This window comes from Gilliamella sp. ESL0405, from assembly GCF_019469205.1.
GTDB lineage: Bacteria > Pseudomonadota > Gammaproteobacteria > Enterobacterales > Orbaceae > Gilliamella.
In genome coordinates this window covers 1,307,627-1,324,237 of record NZ_CP048265.1, presented here as the reverse complement: position 1 = coordinate 1,324,237, position 16,611 = coordinate 1,307,627, and the positions used below count along the sequence as shown (strand labels likewise).

General features: G+C 37.1%; 17 protein-coding genes, 1 tRNA gene and 1 pseudogene. 9 read left to right on the top strand and 10 right to left on the bottom strand.

Annotation, left to right across the window (positions count from 1 at the left end):
• Nucleotides 1–137 precede the first annotated feature (137 nt).
• From GYM74_RS05845 to GYM74_RS05830, 3 genes and pseudogenes are all read left to right on the top strand, one after another.
• A pseudogene (locus GYM74_RS05845) lies at nucleotides 138–1,022 on the top strand (LysR family transcriptional regulator).
• Between the two features lie 510 nt (nucleotides 1,023–1,532).
• The gene (locus GYM74_RS05835; protein ID WP_220219545.1) at nucleotides 1,533–1,802 is read left to right on the top strand and encodes a hypothetical protein; all 270 of its coding nucleotides are present in this window, start codon (nucleotides 1,533–1,535) and stop codon (nucleotides 1,800–1,802) included.
• Nucleotides 1,795–1,992 carry a hypothetical protein gene (locus GYM74_RS05830; protein WP_220219544.1) on the top strand — a complete coding sequence of 66 codons (198 nt, stop codon included), beginning with the start codon at nucleotides 1,795–1,797 and terminating at the stop codon, nucleotides 1,990–1,992. The genes GYM74_RS05835 and GYM74_RS05830 overlap by 8 nt, the downstream gene beginning before the upstream one ends.
• 256 nt (nucleotides 1,993–2,248) lie before the next feature.
• Here GYM74_RS05830 and GYM74_RS05825 read toward each other — a convergent pair.
• The 4 genes from GYM74_RS05825 to hemA all read right to left on the bottom strand — a co-directional run bounded on the left by GYM74_RS05825 (nucleotide 2,249) and on the right by hemA (nucleotide 4,342).
• Nucleotides 2,249–2,335, bottom strand: a tRNA-Leu gene (locus GYM74_RS05825).
• Nucleotides 2,336–2,434: 99 nt separating this feature from the next.
• Nucleotides 2,435–2,677: a zinc ribbon domain-containing protein gene (locus GYM74_RS05820; RefSeq protein WP_220219543.1), complete on the bottom strand. Its 243-nt coding sequence runs from the start codon at nucleotides 2,675–2,677 to the stop codon at nucleotides 2,435–2,437.
• 102 nt (nucleotides 2,678–2,779) lie between these two features.
• Nucleotides 2,780–3,034: a DUF1289 domain-containing protein gene (locus GYM74_RS05815; RefSeq protein ID WP_220219542.1), complete on the bottom strand. Its 255-nt coding sequence runs from the start codon at nucleotides 3,032–3,034 to the stop codon at nucleotides 2,780–2,782.
• Between the two features lie 36 nt (nucleotides 3,035–3,070).
• Nucleotides 3,071–4,342 (bottom strand): glutamyl-tRNA reductase, encoded by a 1,272-nt coding sequence (gene hemA, locus GYM74_RS05810; protein ID WP_220219541.1) that lies wholly within the window; start codon nucleotides 4,340–4,342, stop codon nucleotides 3,071–3,073.
• A gap of 177 nt (nucleotides 4,343–4,519) precedes the next feature.
• On the opposite strand from hemA, the gene lolB reads away from it, so the two are divergent.
• Together lolB and ispE are read left to right on the top strand one after the other, a co-directional pair.
• Entirely contained in the window at nucleotides 4,520–5,143 is a 624-nt protein-coding gene (gene lolB / locus GYM74_RS05805; protein ID WP_220219540.1) for a lipoprotein insertase outer membrane protein LolB, read from the top strand.
• Between the two features lie 12 nt (nucleotides 5,144–5,155).
• On the top strand, nucleotides 5,156–5,998 hold the full coding sequence (gene ispE, locus GYM74_RS05800; RefSeq protein ID WP_220219539.1) for a 4-(cytidine 5'-diphospho)-2-C-methyl-D-erythritol kinase: 843 nt from the start codon (nucleotides 5,156–5,158) through the stop codon (nucleotides 5,996–5,998).
• Nucleotides 5,999–6,069: 71 nt separating this feature from the next.
• On the opposite strand, the gene GYM74_RS05795 is transcribed toward ispE, so the two are convergent.
• The 4 genes from GYM74_RS05795 to GYM74_RS05780 all read right to left on the bottom strand — a co-directional run bounded on the left by GYM74_RS05795 (nucleotide 6,070) and on the right by GYM74_RS05780 (nucleotide 10,538).
• The gene (locus GYM74_RS05795; protein ID WP_220219538.1) at nucleotides 6,070–6,717 is read right to left on the bottom strand and encodes a DUF421 domain-containing protein; all 648 of its coding nucleotides are present in this window, start codon (nucleotides 6,715–6,717) and stop codon (nucleotides 6,070–6,072) included.
• Between the two features lie 333 nt (nucleotides 6,718–7,050).
• The gene (locus GYM74_RS05790; RefSeq protein ID WP_220219537.1) at nucleotides 7,051–7,737 is read right to left on the bottom strand and encodes a response regulator transcription factor; all 687 of its coding nucleotides are present in this window, start codon (nucleotides 7,735–7,737) and stop codon (nucleotides 7,051–7,053) included.
• On the bottom strand, nucleotides 7,734–9,185 hold the full coding sequence (locus tag GYM74_RS05785) for a cell wall metabolism sensor histidine kinase WalK (protein WP_220219536.1): 1,452 nt from the start codon (nucleotides 9,183–9,185) through the stop codon (nucleotides 7,734–7,736). The genes GYM74_RS05790 and GYM74_RS05785 overlap by 4 nt, the downstream gene beginning before the upstream one ends.
• A gap of 3 nt (nucleotides 9,186–9,188) precedes the next feature.
• Nucleotides 9,189–10,538, bottom strand: a complete 1,350-nt coding sequence (locus tag GYM74_RS05780) for a VWA domain-containing protein (protein WP_220219535.1) — start codon at nucleotides 10,536–10,538, stop codon at nucleotides 9,189–9,191.
• Between the two features lie 286 nt (nucleotides 10,539–10,824).
• Here GYM74_RS05780 and apt point away from each other — a divergent pair, with 286 nt between their 5' ends.
• From apt to GYM74_RS05765, 3 genes are all read left to right on the top strand, one after another.
• On the top strand, nucleotides 10,825–11,376 hold the full coding sequence (gene apt / locus GYM74_RS05775) for an adenine phosphoribosyltransferase (protein WP_220219534.1): 552 nt from the start codon (nucleotides 10,825–10,827) through the stop codon (nucleotides 11,374–11,376).
• 308 nt (nucleotides 11,377–11,684) lie between these two features.
• Complete coding sequence (gene ddaH / locus GYM74_RS05770) at nucleotides 11,685–12,455, top strand: dimethylargininase (RefSeq protein ID WP_220219533.1); 771 nt, start codon at nucleotides 11,685–11,687, stop codon at nucleotides 12,453–12,455.
• 87 nt (nucleotides 12,456–12,542) lie between these two features.
• Nucleotides 12,543–13,952, top strand: coding sequence for a basic amino acid/polyamine antiporter (locus tag GYM74_RS05765; protein ID WP_220219532.1), 1,410 nt, complete (start codon nucleotides 12,543–12,545; stop codon nucleotides 13,950–13,952).
• Nucleotides 13,953–13,967: 15 nt separating this feature from the next.
• On the opposite strand, the gene GYM74_RS05760 is transcribed toward GYM74_RS05765, so the two are convergent.
• Nucleotides 13,968–14,714 (bottom strand): tRNA1(Val) (adenine(37)-N6)-methyltransferase, encoded by a 747-nt coding sequence (locus GYM74_RS05760; RefSeq protein WP_220219531.1) that lies wholly within the window; start codon nucleotides 14,712–14,714, stop codon nucleotides 13,968–13,970.
• Nucleotides 14,704–15,375 (bottom strand): deoxyribonuclease V, encoded by a 672-nt coding sequence (nfi, locus tag GYM74_RS05755; protein WP_255556219.1) that lies wholly within the window; start codon nucleotides 15,373–15,375, stop codon nucleotides 14,704–14,706. The genes GYM74_RS05760 and nfi overlap by 11 nt, the downstream gene beginning before the upstream one ends.
• Nucleotides 15,376–15,429: 54 nt before the next feature.
• Here nfi and GYM74_RS05750 point away from each other — a divergent pair, with 54 nt between their 5' ends.
• Nucleotides 15,430–16,014, top strand: a complete 585-nt coding sequence (locus GYM74_RS05750) for a YigZ family protein (protein ID WP_220219530.1) — start codon at nucleotides 15,430–15,432, stop codon at nucleotides 16,012–16,014.
• Nucleotides 16,015–16,611 lie beyond the last annotated feature (597 nt).

Sequence of the window (16,611 nt, the reverse complement as noted above, 5' to 3'; positions counted from 1 at the left end):
ACTTGATGATCTAAAGACCTATTTTGCGATCGGCACATAGCCCTTAGCTGATAAAATCATTGTAATCACAATATTGATTGAGATAAATAAGTGATTGATTTATAGTATCATGAATAATATTCATCAATATACTGCATATGTATAACTTTAATGAGTTAAATTACTTTATCACAATCGCCAAAGCCGGGAGCTTTGTCAAAGCGGCAAAATCCCTAGGCGTCTCTTCCTCCGCCCTCTCCCATAGTATGCAGAGTCTTGAAAGTCGTTTAAATCTTCGTTTATTTAATCGAACAACAAGAAGCATGTCGTTAACCGAAGCAGGTGATCAACTCTATAAGCAAATCGCCCCATTATTTCATTCCATTAATAACGAAGTTAACGCCTTATCTGACTTTCTAAGTACACCTTCGGGAACAATTAAAATTAATGCGTCCAGTCTGGCAACGCAAACAATTCTTTACCCCAAACTGCGCCATATATTAAAACGTTATCCACAAGTTAAAATTGAAATTCAATCTGATAATAATTGGGCGGATATTGTTAAACAAGGATATGATATGGGGTGTCGGATCGGCAATGATCTGCCTAAAGAGATGATAGCAGTAAAAATCTCTGATCCATTAAAAATGGCACTGGTAGCAAGCCCGAGTTACCTCAAAAATAAAACATTACCGGAAAAAATAAGCGATTTAGATCAACACCAGCTAATCGGATTAAGAATCTCAGCCCAGCATGCCAGCGAATTAACCTGGGAATTTATCTAAAATGGTAAAATCGTCAATTATCAGCCAACCTCTCAATTCACCACCAATAATCATATACGCAAACAAGCAGCCTTAGATGCGCTAGGCATCACGTGGATCGGCCGCCTTGAAGTTGAAGAAGAACTCGCTAATGGAACCTTAATCGAACTTTTACCCAAATTTGCCATAACCTATGAACCTTTTTATATTTACTACCCAAGCCGTAAAGGTCACTCAAACGTTTTCAAATTGGTGGTAGAGGCATTAAAATCTTCCTGACAGGTAACCAATTTCAATCATTCTTCCAGTCTTTATTTTGGATAAAATTTTATTAAATCTAAAGAATATTTAACAATTACTCCCTATTCGCTTTTGAGATAAGTACTTAAGATTGGGGTGTAAAAACTGAGTATTTGCTATTAGGTTTAATTATTAAGAAGTACGTTGTTTGGCGGTTCGATAAAAGAGAGATAATTTATTACATCGGTTTATTTGATGTTTAAGTGGTGATTAGGGCGATCCCACTCCCCCTGCCTCAACAATGCATTAAACATCCCGCTAAGATAAGAACGGTCAATCTGTTTTTTATGGGGGCTTAATCGTGATTTTTGTCAATTACGTGATACAATCTTAACCGTTAAATATTAGGAAGACGATAACCCACCCAGTTTTTTGAAATACGCTCACTAGCAGAGTGATCATACCAAGAACAGGGAGTTAATACACAATTATTGCTGGGACACAAATATCGTAGCACGACTAAATTATACAATGATGTGAGAGTAGAGAATGGCAGCACCTGAGAATTTAAAAACATATAGAGTTTATGTGTTAAAACAACGCCGTGGCGGAAGTGAGGTATTACTCGACACACGAACAAATACAACTAATTTTGAAATTGCCAAAATCGCATTTTGGCAATTATATAATGAAAATTTTGATAATAAACATTTGTTATTAATGACATGTAACAGTAAAAAAATTAATGTGTACCGCTTTCAATCAAAAGTCGGTGACGATTGCTATATCGATAAAAATTCCGAGTTAAATTATGAATAGAGAAAGACAACGCAAAAATGAACAAGCATACAGAGCAAGAAATGCCGGACGTCCTCGCTTTCCGGGCGCGTATTTAACAGAAGATGAGAGCGCTTTACTAAAGGAAATGGGTGCAATTTGCGGCACTCAGAGAGAAGCAATATTTGCAGGGCTAAAACTTTTAAAAGAAAAATTAAAAAAAGAAGAATAATTGCTACTAATAACGCAAAAATTCGTGGCACTGATATTGTTGAATTAATAGCAAATGAATACGAAGACTTGCCAACTAATCCGTACAACTCTACTACAAGATTTTTTATATATCGCTTCGATGTGGAATATTAAATCTCATTGAACAAAAAACTCGATTACGAGCTTTTTTGCATACAATAAATAAAATCAACCGCCATTAATTTTTTTTGATGATTTTATAAAAATGAAATTATTAGGAAAATTATTGTTTTTATTGGTGCCAGTGGTCGGACTCGAACCGACACGCTTTTAAGGGCGGCGGATTTTGAATCCGCTGCGTCTACCAATTTCGCCACACTGGCATTAAGAAGTGTAAATAAGTAAACGTTGGCATTATACTAAGCTTTGCGATATCTGCAACAGATATTATCGTTAAGCCTTCTGGTTGCCTAAAATTTCAGCTACCATTTGCGTTTCCATGCCGGTAATTTTTTAAGAATGACATAAGCGGTCTGTTTTGCCACCGGATAAATAATATTGTGCTCTTTTGCATAACGTAATGTGACTTCCTGCCATTTTTCATCAAACGTTTTCATCGTCCCGTCTTGATGAGCGCAATGTTTACAATAATTTTTGGAGATATCGTGTAAAGGATAATCGCCGATTGATGTCATTGGCATACCGCAGGCAATACACATTTTCATAATTTAATCCCAATTCACCAAGTGAAAAAACACATACGGATAACAAAATCCTACTCCGAGTTTAATAGGATTACAAGATGAGTTTAGCAGGATGATAACAGTTTAAAAGTTCAGCTCCATTTGTGGCGTCGTAGATGTGGATTGTTGCTGGCGTTGTTGCTGTATCAGCAAATAGCGACGCCTTAATGCTCGCTGTTTGCATAAACGTAACACGTCTTGTTTTTGACTATTAGATAGCTTTAACCAGTTAAAACGCTCTGCTCTTGATCGATAGCAGGTTAAACAATAGCCTTGCTTATCGGTCTCACAAACACGCTTACAAGGGCTTTGAATATCAAAAAACTCAATCTGATCCAATTTTTACCATATCCTTTTAGGGTGCTGTATAGATGCTTAATGCGCCTTTAACCCTAAAGCTTTACTGAGTACTTTAAAACAATCATCACAATCATGCGCAGCTGCGTGTAATAACGTTTGAGTTGGCGCATGAATCAGTTTATTGGTTAATCGATGCGAAAATTCGGCAAATACCTCATCGATATTCGCACCCTGTTTGATAGCGTTACGAGCCTTGAGTTCTAACTCTCGCTTAATATTTTCGGCATTACGTCGATACTGTACGATATAATCAACCGCTTCTCTGGCTTTTAACCATTCAAGAAAAACCTCCGCTTGCTGTTGAATAATAGCGTGGGCTTCTTGAGCGGCAATTGCACGTTGTTCAAGATTATTCTCAACCGTTTGTTGCAAATCATCAATAGTATAAAGATGGATAGGTTTGAGTTGATTGACTGTCGCTTCTATATCACGAGGCACCGCCAAATCGATAAATAGCATCTGCCGATAATCTCGAGCCTGTAATGCTTGTTTAACCATTGTTTGACTAATAATAGGTGATAAGCTCGCTGTCGAACTAATAACAATATCAACCTCGCTTAGCCGAGCTGCAATATCCGATAAAGCAATCATCTCAGCATCAACAATTGTGGTGAGTTTTAATGCATTTTCAACCGTGCGATTAGCAACAATGATATGATTGAAGTTATGAGGTTTTAAATAACGGGCAATAAGCTCAATAGTTTCCCCTGCTCCAACCAGCATAATATTTAAGCTTGAGGTATCAGTAAATAACTGGCGAGCAACTAAACAGGCAGCATAAGCAACCGATGCGGTATTGGCTCCAATATTGGTTTGACTACGCACAATTTTGGCAACATGAAATATCGATTGAAACAGTTTAGTTAATTTGACCGATAAGCAATTTTGTTGCTGCGAATAGTGATAAGCTTGCTTAACCTGACCTAAAATCTGCGGCTCACCAATAATCATCGAATCGATACCACAGGCAACTGACATTAAATGTTCAACGGCTTGTTGCCCTTCATGCCAATAAAATGAATCTCGATAATGGCTGATATCAAAATGATGAAATTGCGCTAACCAGTTTTCAACAGACTGTTTAAGCCGTAAATAGTCAGTTTGATGCGCATAACTTAAGTAGATTTCAGTTCGGTTACAAGTCGATAAAATAACACAGCCTTCCACTAAAGGATGTTGGTAAAGACTAGATAACGCTTGTTCGACTAATTCATTAGGAAAAGCCAATTTTTCCCTTAAAGCTAGTGGCGCTGTTTTATGATTAACACCTAATATTGTAATTGACATTGCAATGCTTCTTATTTTAAATTTTTTATTAGAAATAATTATTTTATTAAGCGTTCTTTGGGTTGGTATTATACATAAAAAAAATATAAAGGTTAATTTACAGTTAGATTTTCTTATTCGCTCATTTATCAGTTATAATCATCCTACCCTAGCCTAAACTAACTAAAGAGCTGACTTATGTTTAATAAAATAAAATATGTGCTTGTTATAAGCTTGCCATTGCTAATTACAGCTTGTCAAACGACCAAATATCAAACTACGGCATCATCACAGCAACAATGGCAGATGCATCAACAAGAACTTAAACAAATTACCGCTTTTCAAGTTAAAGGTAGCATAGCCCATATCGGCGAAAAAAACCGCAGCTATGGACGTTTCTTAATCACACAACAATCACCTAATCGTTACGAAATTAGATTAACCACACCGATTGGTACCAATATTTTAACGCTCAGAGCCGAGCCTGATTATGCTCAACTGACTGATAGTGACGGTGGACGTTATGATGATAGAAACGTTGAAAGTTTAATGAGAAGAGTGACCAACGTGAACATTCCGCTTGAGTCATTACACAATTGGTTGAAAGGTTATTCTGATGATCCAAATGCCGATAAATTAGATAATTTGGGTAGATTAGCCGCCACTTCATTTATGCAAAACAATAATAAATGGGCGCTTAAAATTACCAATTATGATACCTATACCTATCACAACAAAAAGATTGATTTACCGGCAACAATTGAACTTACCCATAAAGATGATCTTGTTCGCCTAAAAATCAGCAACTGGACTTTACAATAACGGATAAACCTAATGAAACACTGGTTGTCACCTGCTAAATTGAATTTATTTTTATATATCACTGGTCGTCGTGCTGATAATTACCATAATTTACAAACGCTGTTTCAATTTATTGATTATTGCGACAGCTTAACATTTAACGTTACGGCATGTGATGAGATCAAATTATTAACACCATTTGATCACGTCCCTGCCGATAAAAATTTAATTACCATTGCCGCACAGCGATTAAAAAATTATAGCAATCGGCAGGAATTAGGTGTCGAGATAAGTATTGATAAAAAAATACCAATGGGTGGCGGCCTTGGCGGTGCATCATCCAATGCAGCCACCGTGCTAGTTGCATTAAATCATTTATGGCAACTTAATCTATCAACACAAACATTAATGGAAATCGGGGGTCAAATTGGCGCTGATGTACCGATTTTTATTTATGGACATGCCGCTTTTGCCGAAGGAATTGGCGATCAGTTCCAACGTGTTGATATTGCCGAACATTGGTATTTAGTCAGTTACCCAAATATTGAAGTGTCAACGATAGAGGTATTCAACGATCCTAAGCTGACTCGTGATACACCTTGTCGAACGATTGATGAGCTTCTTTCAATACCCTTTGATAAACTCAGTAATGATTGTGAAAAAGTGGTACGTCAACGTTATCCCAACATTGATGAGTTAATCCATTACCTTTCACAATTTGCCCCTACCCGACTAACCGGCACAGGCGCATGTGTTTTTAGTCAATGCCAATCAAAAGATCATGCTTTGGCATTACAGGCTAAACTTAATAACACTATGTCGGTGAGTAGTTTTATTGCAAGGTCATTAAATCATTCGCCTTTGTACCAATCATGAAATCTAACCTTAAGGTGCTCAGTTAAAGCGACTTAAGGTTTATCAAAATTTTTTGCAATTACTATGATTGATTAATTAACCGCATCGCTAGGAATTATAAATAGATGCCCATTATAGTATTCAACACAGTATAGCCCTTCATAACTGTGATAACCTTGCTCAGCTAATTTTGCTTTTAGCCAATCTTCATCTTTTCCTAAATCTTTAAGTACATCATCTAACGGCTCTTCGTTTTCCAGCACGATTGATGCTATCCCTTTATCGCCTTTTTTAATGACCGACAGTTGCCCATTAGGCTCTAAAATCGCCTTTTCAACTTCGTGTATGGTAAATATGTTTTTCATCCTTAATAAAACGGCAAAACTCGACATGTCTAAATTGACCGCCGCAAATTCATTTAATTTAATTTTGCCTTTATCCATTAATACTATGGGATTACCGACAATAAAGGCTTTGGCATTTTGACTTTTCTTTTTTAAATAGTTGGAAACATACATAATCGTTGTCCACATCAGTAGCACAACCAAAAAATCAAATATGGTTAATTTAGGGTTGTAGATGATGCCGCCAGCAATACCACCCAAAATCATATTACCGATAAAATCAATGCTGGACATTTGAGATAACGATGTTTTACCGGTGATTTTAAGAAATAAAATGATACAGATAAACACGACAAATAATTTCACTGCAATAATTAAAAAATCGTAATAATTCATTTTAGTCTTACTCCAATAGTATTGATAAAACATCAAACAAGTTATAGGGTTATAAAAACAAATGAATAGAACTAAAAACAGCACAGCAGCGAAAGTGACGCTTTTAAGAAAAAATTGACACGATTAATGGTTTAAATGTATTTCGCCCATTTGCGAAATGCCAATCTTGAACACATCTAAAATACCAGATAAACTATTTAATCAATACCACCCGTATTCGGCTGGATCTATTACAGATGATAGTTTAAAGCCAGCAGACTACAGTAACGAACAGCAACGAACCGCAACGCTTAAAAAGCGTGACAAATCTAATCCGATCAAAACCGTTATCGCCTAGTATCGATAACCCAGTCCATGTGCGGTTTTGATTAAAGTTGGATTGAGTGGATCGATTTCTATTTGCTTACGTAACTTAGAAATATGTTGATCTAACGTTCGGCTATTGGGTGAATAATCATAGCCCCATACATAATCAAACAACATATCGCGAGTGACAACCTGATTTTTATGTTGATATAAGCACTCTAAGATTTTTACTTCACGCAATGAAAGCTCAATAACTTGATCATTTCGTTTGGCACAAAGTTCGGTTGGGTAAACCCATAAATCACCAAAAATAAAAAATGGGCTGGATGTTTGATTAGAAGAGAGTTGAGATTTAAGATAGCGTTTGGCAATGGCTTTGATTCTTGCTCTGAGTTCGTGGATACCAAAAGGCTTACTCATGTAATCATCGGCACCCAATTCTAGACCAATCACCCGATCAATCTCTTCATCTTTGGCCGATAAAAATAAAATGGGGACATCATCATTAGCTTTGCGAATCTCACGGCAAACAGAGTAACCGTCTAAGTCCGGCATCATAATATCTAAAATAACAAAATCGGGCGGGTTTTTACTAAATAGCTCAAGAGCGATTGTACCATTGGAAGCCTCAATAACGGTGTAGCCTTCCTGCTCTAAAAGATCGGTCATCCCCTTTCGGATATATTGATCATCTTCGACAATTAAAATTTTCATTTTGACTCCATTAAGATTAATGAAAACGCAACGCCTGGTTTCTCATTAGTCACTTTGATACTACCATTGAGCTGTTGGGCTAATTGATTTGCAATAGTTAAACCAATACCAGTGCCCGAAACGCCTTCGGTAATTGAAGAGTTAATTCGATAAAAAGGCTTAAAAATCTTTTTTAATTGATTATTAGCAATACCATTACCATAATCTCGAACGGTAATAATGGCTTTGTGATTTTGTTCAGTCAGAATTAAATCAACTTTTTGGCCATTTGAAGCATATTTCTCAGCGTTACTTAAAAAGTTGCTGATGATCTGTATCACGCTGTCTTGATCCGTATTCATCATAAAATCATAATGAACATCACAAATTAAATTCAGTTCTAAAGACTTGGTTTCCAAAACCGGCCTAAAGGTGAAATAAATTTGCTTTACAAGTTGAGTGATATTGACGGGTTTAATATTGAGTTTAGCTGGCTTATTAAAATTGAGCACATTTTGTACTAATCTTGTCAGCCGATTACTTTCACTGGTGATCACATCCAAATAATCCGGTACCGGTTGGGCTTCATCAATTAATCGCTCTTTGAGCATTTCAGAATAGAGAGAGATATTGGTTAATGGTGTTTTAAATTCGTGAGACACTTGCCCGACAAAGCTAACTTGTTGTTTTGCCAAACGTAATGTTTGGGTATATTCGCGATAACAATAGAGAGCAAGTCCTAAAATTATCAGAATAAATAAAACAATAACACTGACACCAAAAATATAGATATTGGTTAAATTTGCTGATTGATAATAATAAGTTAATTGCCAATTTTGTAACGGATAATCTAATGAGATCACAATTTCATTAGGGTACTTTTCCCCGTTATTATAAATCTGCTTTTCATCATTAGATAAATTAAAGCTATCGTTCATTGCCTTTTCATCTAACAGATTGATCACATCTAATGATAATTTAATATTAGAAAGTTCAAAACCGATAATGGTATCTGACTGGATTGACCAATAAACTAGGTAATTATAGGCTTGATACCAACCTGTGCTCGAACGGTGCTGTTCATTTTGAGTATTATGGTTAAATAAAATCGAGTTATCATATCCAATAGATTCAACTAATTGAGACCATTGTTTATCTGTATCATTGCTTAAATATTTAATAACACCATGGTCAATCACAAAAATATTTTTTACATCAGTTTGGATTTGTAACAATTTATCTATATTTGATTCATCATATAATAATATATCAGACAGACTATTAAAATAGGTCGATCGCTGGGTTAACAGCGATCCAATTAAAGACTTTATATTTTCTGCACGGCTTTGTGCTAACAACTTCTCCTGATTTTCGCGTTTTATTACTTCGTGTTCTAGCGTGCGCCAACCAAGATAGCTAAAAGCCATAATAAATATACAAAGAGATAGGATCGCTGTTAATTTTTTCATAAGTTATTTTTCGATTTTATTTTGTCTCGATTGAAATTGTTTTTCGACCATTTTCTTACGAGCAACTTTTGCATCATCCTTTTCGATTGCATCAGCTAAAGCCTGATTAATACCCATTTGTGCTTTCATCTTTTCGCTAGCTTCGGGAGCGATACCCATGTATCGCATTGATTCTTCTGAAAGCTTCTCTGCAGAAACAGTTAATAGTGATTTAGCTTCTTCCGCTTTTCCTTGATTATACAGTGCCACCGCTTCGTCATTTGCCAGAATAACTTTTTGTATTTCACTTTCAGCAATAATATTTGGATCAACCGCTTTATCTACCACATCTTGCTTATTGGTATAAGCAATATTGACGGTCTGATTTTCTTTTTCTACTTTCTTATTAAGTAAGTCATTATACGAAAATTCGATATTTGCTAAAGTTTTATTTTCGCCAGCTTTTCCTTTTGGTGGAATAACTTCTAATAATACATACCTTTCTTGATTTGCATATAGCTGGTTCATTTTAATAATCACTTTATTACCTTTAATGATACCATCTCGACCCATTAAACGAACAGGTTTTGTGCCATCTTTAAGATTAATGGTAATAACAATATCTTGCGCTACAGTGGACATGACATCTTTAAATTCCCGAACAAATACATTTTCAAGTTTGGAAGTATCATCAACAAATACATGATTACCGTCGCTGTAACTGGCAATTGAAGACATCAGTTGTTCATTATAGTCATCGCCAATACCAAAAGTACTAATGGCAATATTCTTTTTAGCCGCCACAATCGCCAATTCGGATAATTCCGATACAGAAGATGGCCCTATATTAGCTTGTCCGTCCGAAAGGAGGATGATACGGTTAACATTATCCCGTGAAAGTTGTTTAGAAACCTGATTTATCCCTTTACTTACACCAGCAAATAAGGCTGTACCGCCATTTGCAACCAGATTTTTTTCAATTAAACTTATTATTTTTTGTTTATTTTTGACTTTGGTCGAAGACAGAATAACTTCAGCATTAGTATTATAAGCAATAATTGATAAAGTATCGTCCTCATTTAACATATTGACAGCTAAAATAGCGGCTTCTTTCGCTTTTTTGATACGTTCGCCTGACATCGAGCCTGAACGATCAATAACAATTGCCAAATTGATAGGTACACGTCCAGTCGGTTCATTTTTTTCACCAATTAACGATATTCTCAGATAATTCTTTTCTTCACCATTTTCCAGAATAATTGGCTGAGCAAGTTCAGACTGAACTTGAATTCGAGGTTTAACCAAATCGGTAGCCTGACTCATAAAGCTCAATAGGGTAAATCCTACAGCAGTTATTAGTTTAATCATTTTCATTGTTTCATCCCTTTGTGAAAAGTTTATTTAATTATCCAACTTTTGCCAATCAAAATGTCTAATGCATGTATTTATATGTAAAAGTATGTAAAAACAATTACGAGTTTGAAAATAGACCTTTAAACAGGATTGAGGAATAGAATTCCTTTAAAATTTACAGGTTAATATAACAGCAATTGCCTTATTTAACCAACATGTCATTTTTTGTTTATTGCCAGCTTAAAGAGCAAAGGTATATAATAAAAAATTAGCAACTCTTATAGAGAACATATAGAGAATCTTGAATATGACTCAGTTACAAGAAAAACTTGAACTTATCAGAAACAGCATCATCACTATTCCCGATTATCCTAAACCAGGGATTTTATTTCGTGATATTACCAGCTTACTTGAAGACCCTATTGCATTTAAAACCGCTGTTGAATTACTGATTGACCACTATCGAGATAAAAAAATCGATAAAGTTGTCGGCACCGAAGCCCGTGGATTTATCTTTGCCGCCCCTATCGCCTTAGCATTAGGCGTAGGATTTGTACCAGTTAGAAAACCGCATAAGTTACCGCGTCACGTATTTAGCGAAGCGTACCAACTGGAATACGGCACTGATACCCTCGAAATGCATTGCGATGCTATCAAACCTAACGAACGAGTATTAATCATTGATGATCTGCTAGCAACCGGTGGTACTGTTGCCGCAACCGCCAAACTGATTGAAAAAGCAGGTGGCATTGCTCAGGATGCGGCTTTTGTGATTAATTTACCGGATCTGCATGGTAAAACAAAATTAACCGATTTAGGTATTAACTGTTTTACTCTCATCGACTTTCATGGTGAATAACCGACTAAACGGGGGTGAAGCTATCGCCCTCGCACCACCAAAATCAGCATAAAAGCCATGGATAAGGCTTTACTCATAACTAACGAAATTACTACCATTTTTTAACAGTTCATTAACATATTGCCCTTTCCTTTTCTTTTTTCAAAAGATATTCATCACTTTATCGCTGACTCCAAATCATACATACGCAATCCCCGCATCACAATATAAATGCATAAAAAAGCATATTAATGCTTGATTAAGCCAATAAACTGAATTATTATGCAAAATCTAAGCATAATTATTTATACAGAAAGGAATGTAAATAGATGAAAAAATTTAGTCATATTATTGCCCGAACACCTGCTAAATCATTGGTTGACGGATTAACTTCAGCAAATTTAGGTAAGCCCGATTATCAAAAAGCCTTAGATCAACATAACAACTATATTCGAGCCTTACAGCAATGTGATGTTGATATTACCATTTTACCCGCCGATGAGCGCTTCCCCGATTCAGTGTTTGTCGAAGATGTCACGCTGTGCACACCGCATTGCGCAATTATCACTCGCCCCGGCGCACCTAGCCGCCGTGAAGAGACTGAAATTATGATCGACACGATTGAACGATTCTACCCAAATAAAGTAGAACGCATTACCGCACCGGGAACGGTTGAAGCTGGTGATATTATGATGGTTGGTGATCATTACTACATTGGTTTATCTGCCCGCACTAATCAAGAAGGTGCAGATCAAATGATCGCAATTTTGCAAAAATATGGCTTAAGTGGTTCGGTTGTCACTTTAGAAAAAGTGCTACATCTAAAAACCGGCCTTGCTTACCTTGAAAACAATAACTTACTTGCTGCCGGCGAGTTTATTACTAAACCGGAATTTCAACATCTTAATATTATTACCATACCGGAACAAGAAAGTTATGCCGCCAACTGTATATGGGTTAATGGGCGGGTCATTATGCCTTCAGGTTACCCGATAACTAAAGCAAAAATTGAAGCATTAGGTTATATCGTTCTTGAAGTCGATACATCGGAATACCGTAAAATTGACGGTGGTGTAAGTTGTATGTCATTACGATTCTAAACCATAGTTAAACGAAAAATAATAGTTAGACGAGAAACAATAATTATACGAGCCTATTTCAATTTAATTGACCAAAAAGAAAACACAATGAATACACCAGTAAGAAAAAAACTCGGCATCCTACCGCTTACCCTTTTGGTGGTAGGTAGTATTGTTGGCAGCGGGATTTTTAGTTTACCGCAAAATATGGCTGAAGGCGCTGGCGCCGGCGCTATTTTAATTGCATGGGTCATTACCCTATTTGGCATGTTAATGCTAACGAGAATATTTCAATATCTCTCAATCCGTTTTTATAAAATTAACGACGGTTTATACGGCTATGTACGTGAAGGCTTTGGCGATTACATCGGCTTTAATGCTGCATGGGGATACTGGATATCAGCATGGATGGCCTGTGCCAGCTATTTAGTGATTCTTTTTAGTGCGATAGGCTCGTTTGATTGTTTTAATTATTTTGGCGACGGAACGACCTTGCCGTCAGTAATTGCCGGACTGATTTTTTTATGGATAGTCCATTTTTTTGTCTTAAAAGGCATCTATCGGGCATTTTTACTTAACTGTTTAGTCACTCTGGCTAAAATCATCCCCATTGGGCTATTTATTATTTGTGTCATTTTGGCATTTAAGGTAAATACCTTTAAGATCGATTTTTGGGGCTCACCACAGCTTGGCACAATCATCGAGCAGATCGAGCACACCATGCTTTACACGGTTTGGGTCTATTTAGGTATTGAAAGTGCGACCGTCTATGCTGCTCGAGCCAAAAATATGATCAGCATTAGTCGAGCAACATTTTTTGGCTTTGCCATCACCAGTCTGTTATTGGTTTGTGTTTCGGTCTTATCGTTGGGCGTTGTGCCACAAAATGAACTTGCCGAAATGAAAAACCCGTCTATGGCGTTAGTGATTGAGCGAGTCGTCGGCAGTTGGGGCGCGACCTTTATTAATCTGGGTTTGATTGTTTCAGTCAGTGGCGGCTTATTATCATGGCTGATGTTAGCGGCTGAAATGCTCTTTCTCACCGGACAAGGTGAAAAGCATACCGTACCAAAATGCTTTGGTAAACTTAATAAAAACGGCACCCCGGCCAATGCGTTATGGTTAACCACATGTTTGGTTACCATTTTAATTATTCTGGCGCACTTTCATCAATCCGGTTACAACACCTTGATTCAGTTATCGACATCAATGGTACTTATCCCCTATTTATTAGCGGCGCTGTTTGTGTTTAAACTCGCTTTAAATCGTGGTAAAGCTTATCTGATATTGATTGGCTCAGCCGGATCTATCTACGGATTTTGGCTGATTTATGCAGGTGGCATGTCCTATTTACTGTTATCGATGATTTTATATAGTGTGGGGCTGGTTTTTTATCTTTATGCCCGCAAACAGCGAAACTTACCTGCATTTAGCTATCTGCATGATAAACTTTATGCGATAGCAATCATTACACTGGCAATCATTGCTATCATCTATTTTTATATCCTGCCAAGTTAATATCAGTAAATGGCGTTATTTTCTGAACAGATAAAAGTCAGTTAATAGCGCTCTGAACGCTTTTGAGTAACACCCGTCAACATCACGCATACAAAGTTGCTGGGTTAAGACATTGTGCGTTGGCTCAAAAGCAAACGCCATTAGTGACAACGAATAGTCTTTATCTGCACTATAGTTAACATTCATCTGCTGGTGTAAATAGAGCTGATTTGACTCACATAACATCTTAAACTGATCGGCTAAGTGATAAGGCAGGACTAAACAAAAAAGCCCGTTTAACGACAACAGTCGTTTAACTGAGGCAATAAGCTCTGTAAAGCTTAACGTTTCAGTATAACGCGCAAACTGCCGCCTTGTAGTTCGGCAGGCAACGGCTGAGGCAAAATAAGGCGGATTGGTCACAATCAGATCATAACAATGGGCTTGATTTAATTGAAACTGATTAAGATCGGCAATCATCGCATTAATCGATTGAAAATCGGCTTGCAAACTATTTTGCTGGCACTGTTTAACCGCTTGCTCATCAATATCAATCGCATCGATTTGACAATCGGTACCTGCTAAACGTTGTGCTAGCATTAACGCAATAACACCACAACCGCAACCAATATCCAACACCTTTTTGGGCATCGGTTCCAGTGGCGTCCAAGCACCTAATAAGCAGCTATCGGTCGTCACTTTCATTGGGCTGTTATCGTGGGCGACAAAAAAGCGCTTAAAGGTAAATCCGCCTTTTTTTAATGCTGTTTGATCAGTTGTCATGGCAAAATTTCTTAAATAAAGGTTTATTGGACGCAACCGCATCCGCCCAGCGTGTCGGCTCCGGTAAGCGATATCCCCGTAAACATAAGTTCACCCATTTGAGTGCACTATCGAAACTAACACGATGACCGGGTGAGATAAATAACGGATTACAGTTATTTTTGCTTTGTAGAACCCAACCAATTTGCGCCTGTTTATCAATTAACGCAGTGACATTACCGGCGACTTTGGCAATCGGCTGAAATTGACCGCAAAGACGCTTTTTAGCTACACCGATAGTTGGCATATCCAATAACAACCCAAGATGGCTGGCGATACCTAAGCGGCGAGGATGGGCAATGCCTTGACCGTCGACAAAAAGCAAATCCGGTTTATGTTCAACTTGTTGCCAGGCGGCAAGTAAAGCCGGATACTCACGGAAAGAGAGATAGCCGGGAATATAGGGAAAGGTCGTCTCTATACGAGCGATATGATGCTCAACCAGCACCAATTGCGGGTAAGTTAAAATCACAATGGCTGCTCGGGTAATTCGACCGTCATCTTCAAAACCCACATCGGTACCACCAATTAATTTCACCGATGAGCTAAACTCATCAGTTAGTTTAACCTGCCCGGCTAATTGTTGTTGTGATTGTTTTAATTGTTCTAAATTGATAGACATTTTTATTTCGCTGAGTATGATCTATGGCAATAAATCGATTTTACCAGAATTAGTATGCCATATACATTAGCAAAACCGACCCAATTCATCGAAGAGATCAAAAAAAGCCGCTTTATTGTTAATGCGGCGCCGGTGGTAAATCCCCAGCAAGCCGGAGAGTTTATTGACCAAATCAGTGATCCAAATGCCACCCACAACTGCTGGGCGTGGAAGATTGGGCAACAGTATCGCTTTAATGATGACGGTGAACCGACCAGCACCGCCGGGCGCCCTATTTTATCGGCCATTGAAGGGCAAGATTGTGATCAAGTCGTGGTGGTGGTTACCCGTTATTTTGGTGGTATAAAACTGGGTACCGGTGGCTTGATACGAGCCTATGGCGGTAGTGCCAGCCACTGTTTACAACAAGCCGAACTGATTGAGCTTATCACACGCATACCGGTCGAATTTCACTGCTATTACAGTGAATGGCCTATCATTGAAAATCGACTTAAAGAGCTTGATGCGATTATTGAAAATCAAGATTTTGATGCACAAGGCGTCAATGTTAGGTTGGCAATCACTGAAGATAAAACCGCAATACTACAAAAAAACATCAGCGACATAACCCGTGGGCGAGTGATTATCCAATTACCCTAACAACGTGAGTAAGACAATAATACCGTTACTCAACAAGCTGTATAACAAATCAAAACGAAATTGACTTAAATGACTTGACAAGAAGTTTCAGAAAACACCTATGTTTTAGTAAAAAACGTTTTTAAAAAGATGAATCAATGATGTGCTTAAAACCATTTCTGCCAGATTTAATACCCTACCCCTAACGTTAGTTTGAAACAGATACAAACAATTAGATAAATCAGATTAACATTTAATCTCCCCAAAATAGTTTGTCAAAAACTTTCAGAAAATACCCATGTTTCAGTATAAAAGCTTATATAAAAAAATAAATCAATGATGTGCTTAAAACCATTTCTGCCAGATTAAATACCCTATCCTTAGCGTTACTTTGAAACAGATACAAACAATTAGATAAATCAGATTAACATTTAATCTCCCCAAAATAGTTTGTCAAAAACTTTCAGAAAATACCTATATTTCAGTATAAATGCTTATATAAAAAAATAAATCAACGTTGTGCTTAAAACCATTTCTGCCAGATTAAATACCCTATCCTTAGCGTTACTTTGAAACAGATACAGGCATTTAGAAAATCAGATTAATACTTAATCGTAT

Excerpts from the sequence above, each read along its gene's own strand:
- ispE (WP_220219539.1), top strand. The coding sequence starts at position 5,156 with ATGAAACACTGGTTGTCACCTGCTAAATTGAATTTATTTTTATATATC.
- GYM74_RS05765 (WP_220219532.1), top strand. The coding sequence starts at position 12,543 with ATGAATACACCAGTAAGAAAAAAACTCGGCATCCTACCGCTTACCCTT.
- GYM74_RS05790 (WP_220219537.1), bottom strand. The coding sequence starts at position 7,737 with ATGAAAATTTTAATTGTCGAAGATGATCAATATATCCGAAAGGGGATG.
- GYM74_RS05760 (WP_220219531.1), bottom strand. The coding sequence starts at position 14,714 with ATGACAACTGATCAAACAGCATTAAAAAAAGGCGGATTTACCTTTAAG.
- ddaH (WP_220219533.1), top strand. The coding sequence starts at position 11,685 with ATGAAAAAATTTAGTCATATTATTGCCCGAACACCTGCTAAATCATTG.
- GYM74_RS05830 (WP_220219544.1), top strand. The coding sequence starts at position 1,795 with ATGAATAGAGAAAGACAACGCAAAAATGAACAAGCATACAGAGCAAGA.
- hemA (WP_220219541.1), bottom strand. The coding sequence starts at position 4,342 with ATGTCAATTACAATATTAGGTGTTAATCATAAAACAGCGCCACTAGCT.
- GYM74_RS05820 (WP_220219543.1), bottom strand. The coding sequence starts at position 2,677 with ATGAAAATGTGTATTGCCTGCGGTATGCCAATGACATCAATCGGCGAT.
- GYM74_RS05780 (WP_220219535.1), bottom strand. The coding sequence starts at position 10,538 with ATGAAAATGATTAAACTAATAACTGCTGTAGGATTTACCCTATTGAGC.
- GYM74_RS05750 (WP_220219530.1), top strand. The coding sequence starts at position 15,430 with ATGCCATATACATTAGCAAAACCGACCCAATTCATCGAAGAGATCAAA.
- apt (WP_220219534.1), top strand. The coding sequence starts at position 10,825 with ATGACTCAGTTACAAGAAAAACTTGAACTTATCAGAAACAGCATCATC.
- GYM74_RS05795 (WP_220219538.1), bottom strand. The coding sequence starts at position 6,717 with ATGAATTATTACGATTTTTTAATTATTGCAGTGAAATTATTTGTCGTG.
- nfi (WP_255556219.1), bottom strand. The coding sequence starts at position 15,375 with ATGTCTATCAATTTAGAACAATTAAAACAATCACAACAACAATTAGCC.
- lolB (WP_220219540.1), top strand. The coding sequence starts at position 4,520 with ATGTTTAATAAAATAAAATATGTGCTTGTTATAAGCTTGCCATTGCTA.
- GYM74_RS05835 (WP_220219545.1), top strand. The coding sequence starts at position 1,533 with ATGGCAGCACCTGAGAATTTAAAAACATATAGAGTTTATGTGTTAAAA.
- GYM74_RS05785 (WP_220219536.1), bottom strand. The coding sequence starts at position 9,185 with ATGAAAAAATTAACAGCGATCCTATCTCTTTGTATATTTATTATGGCT.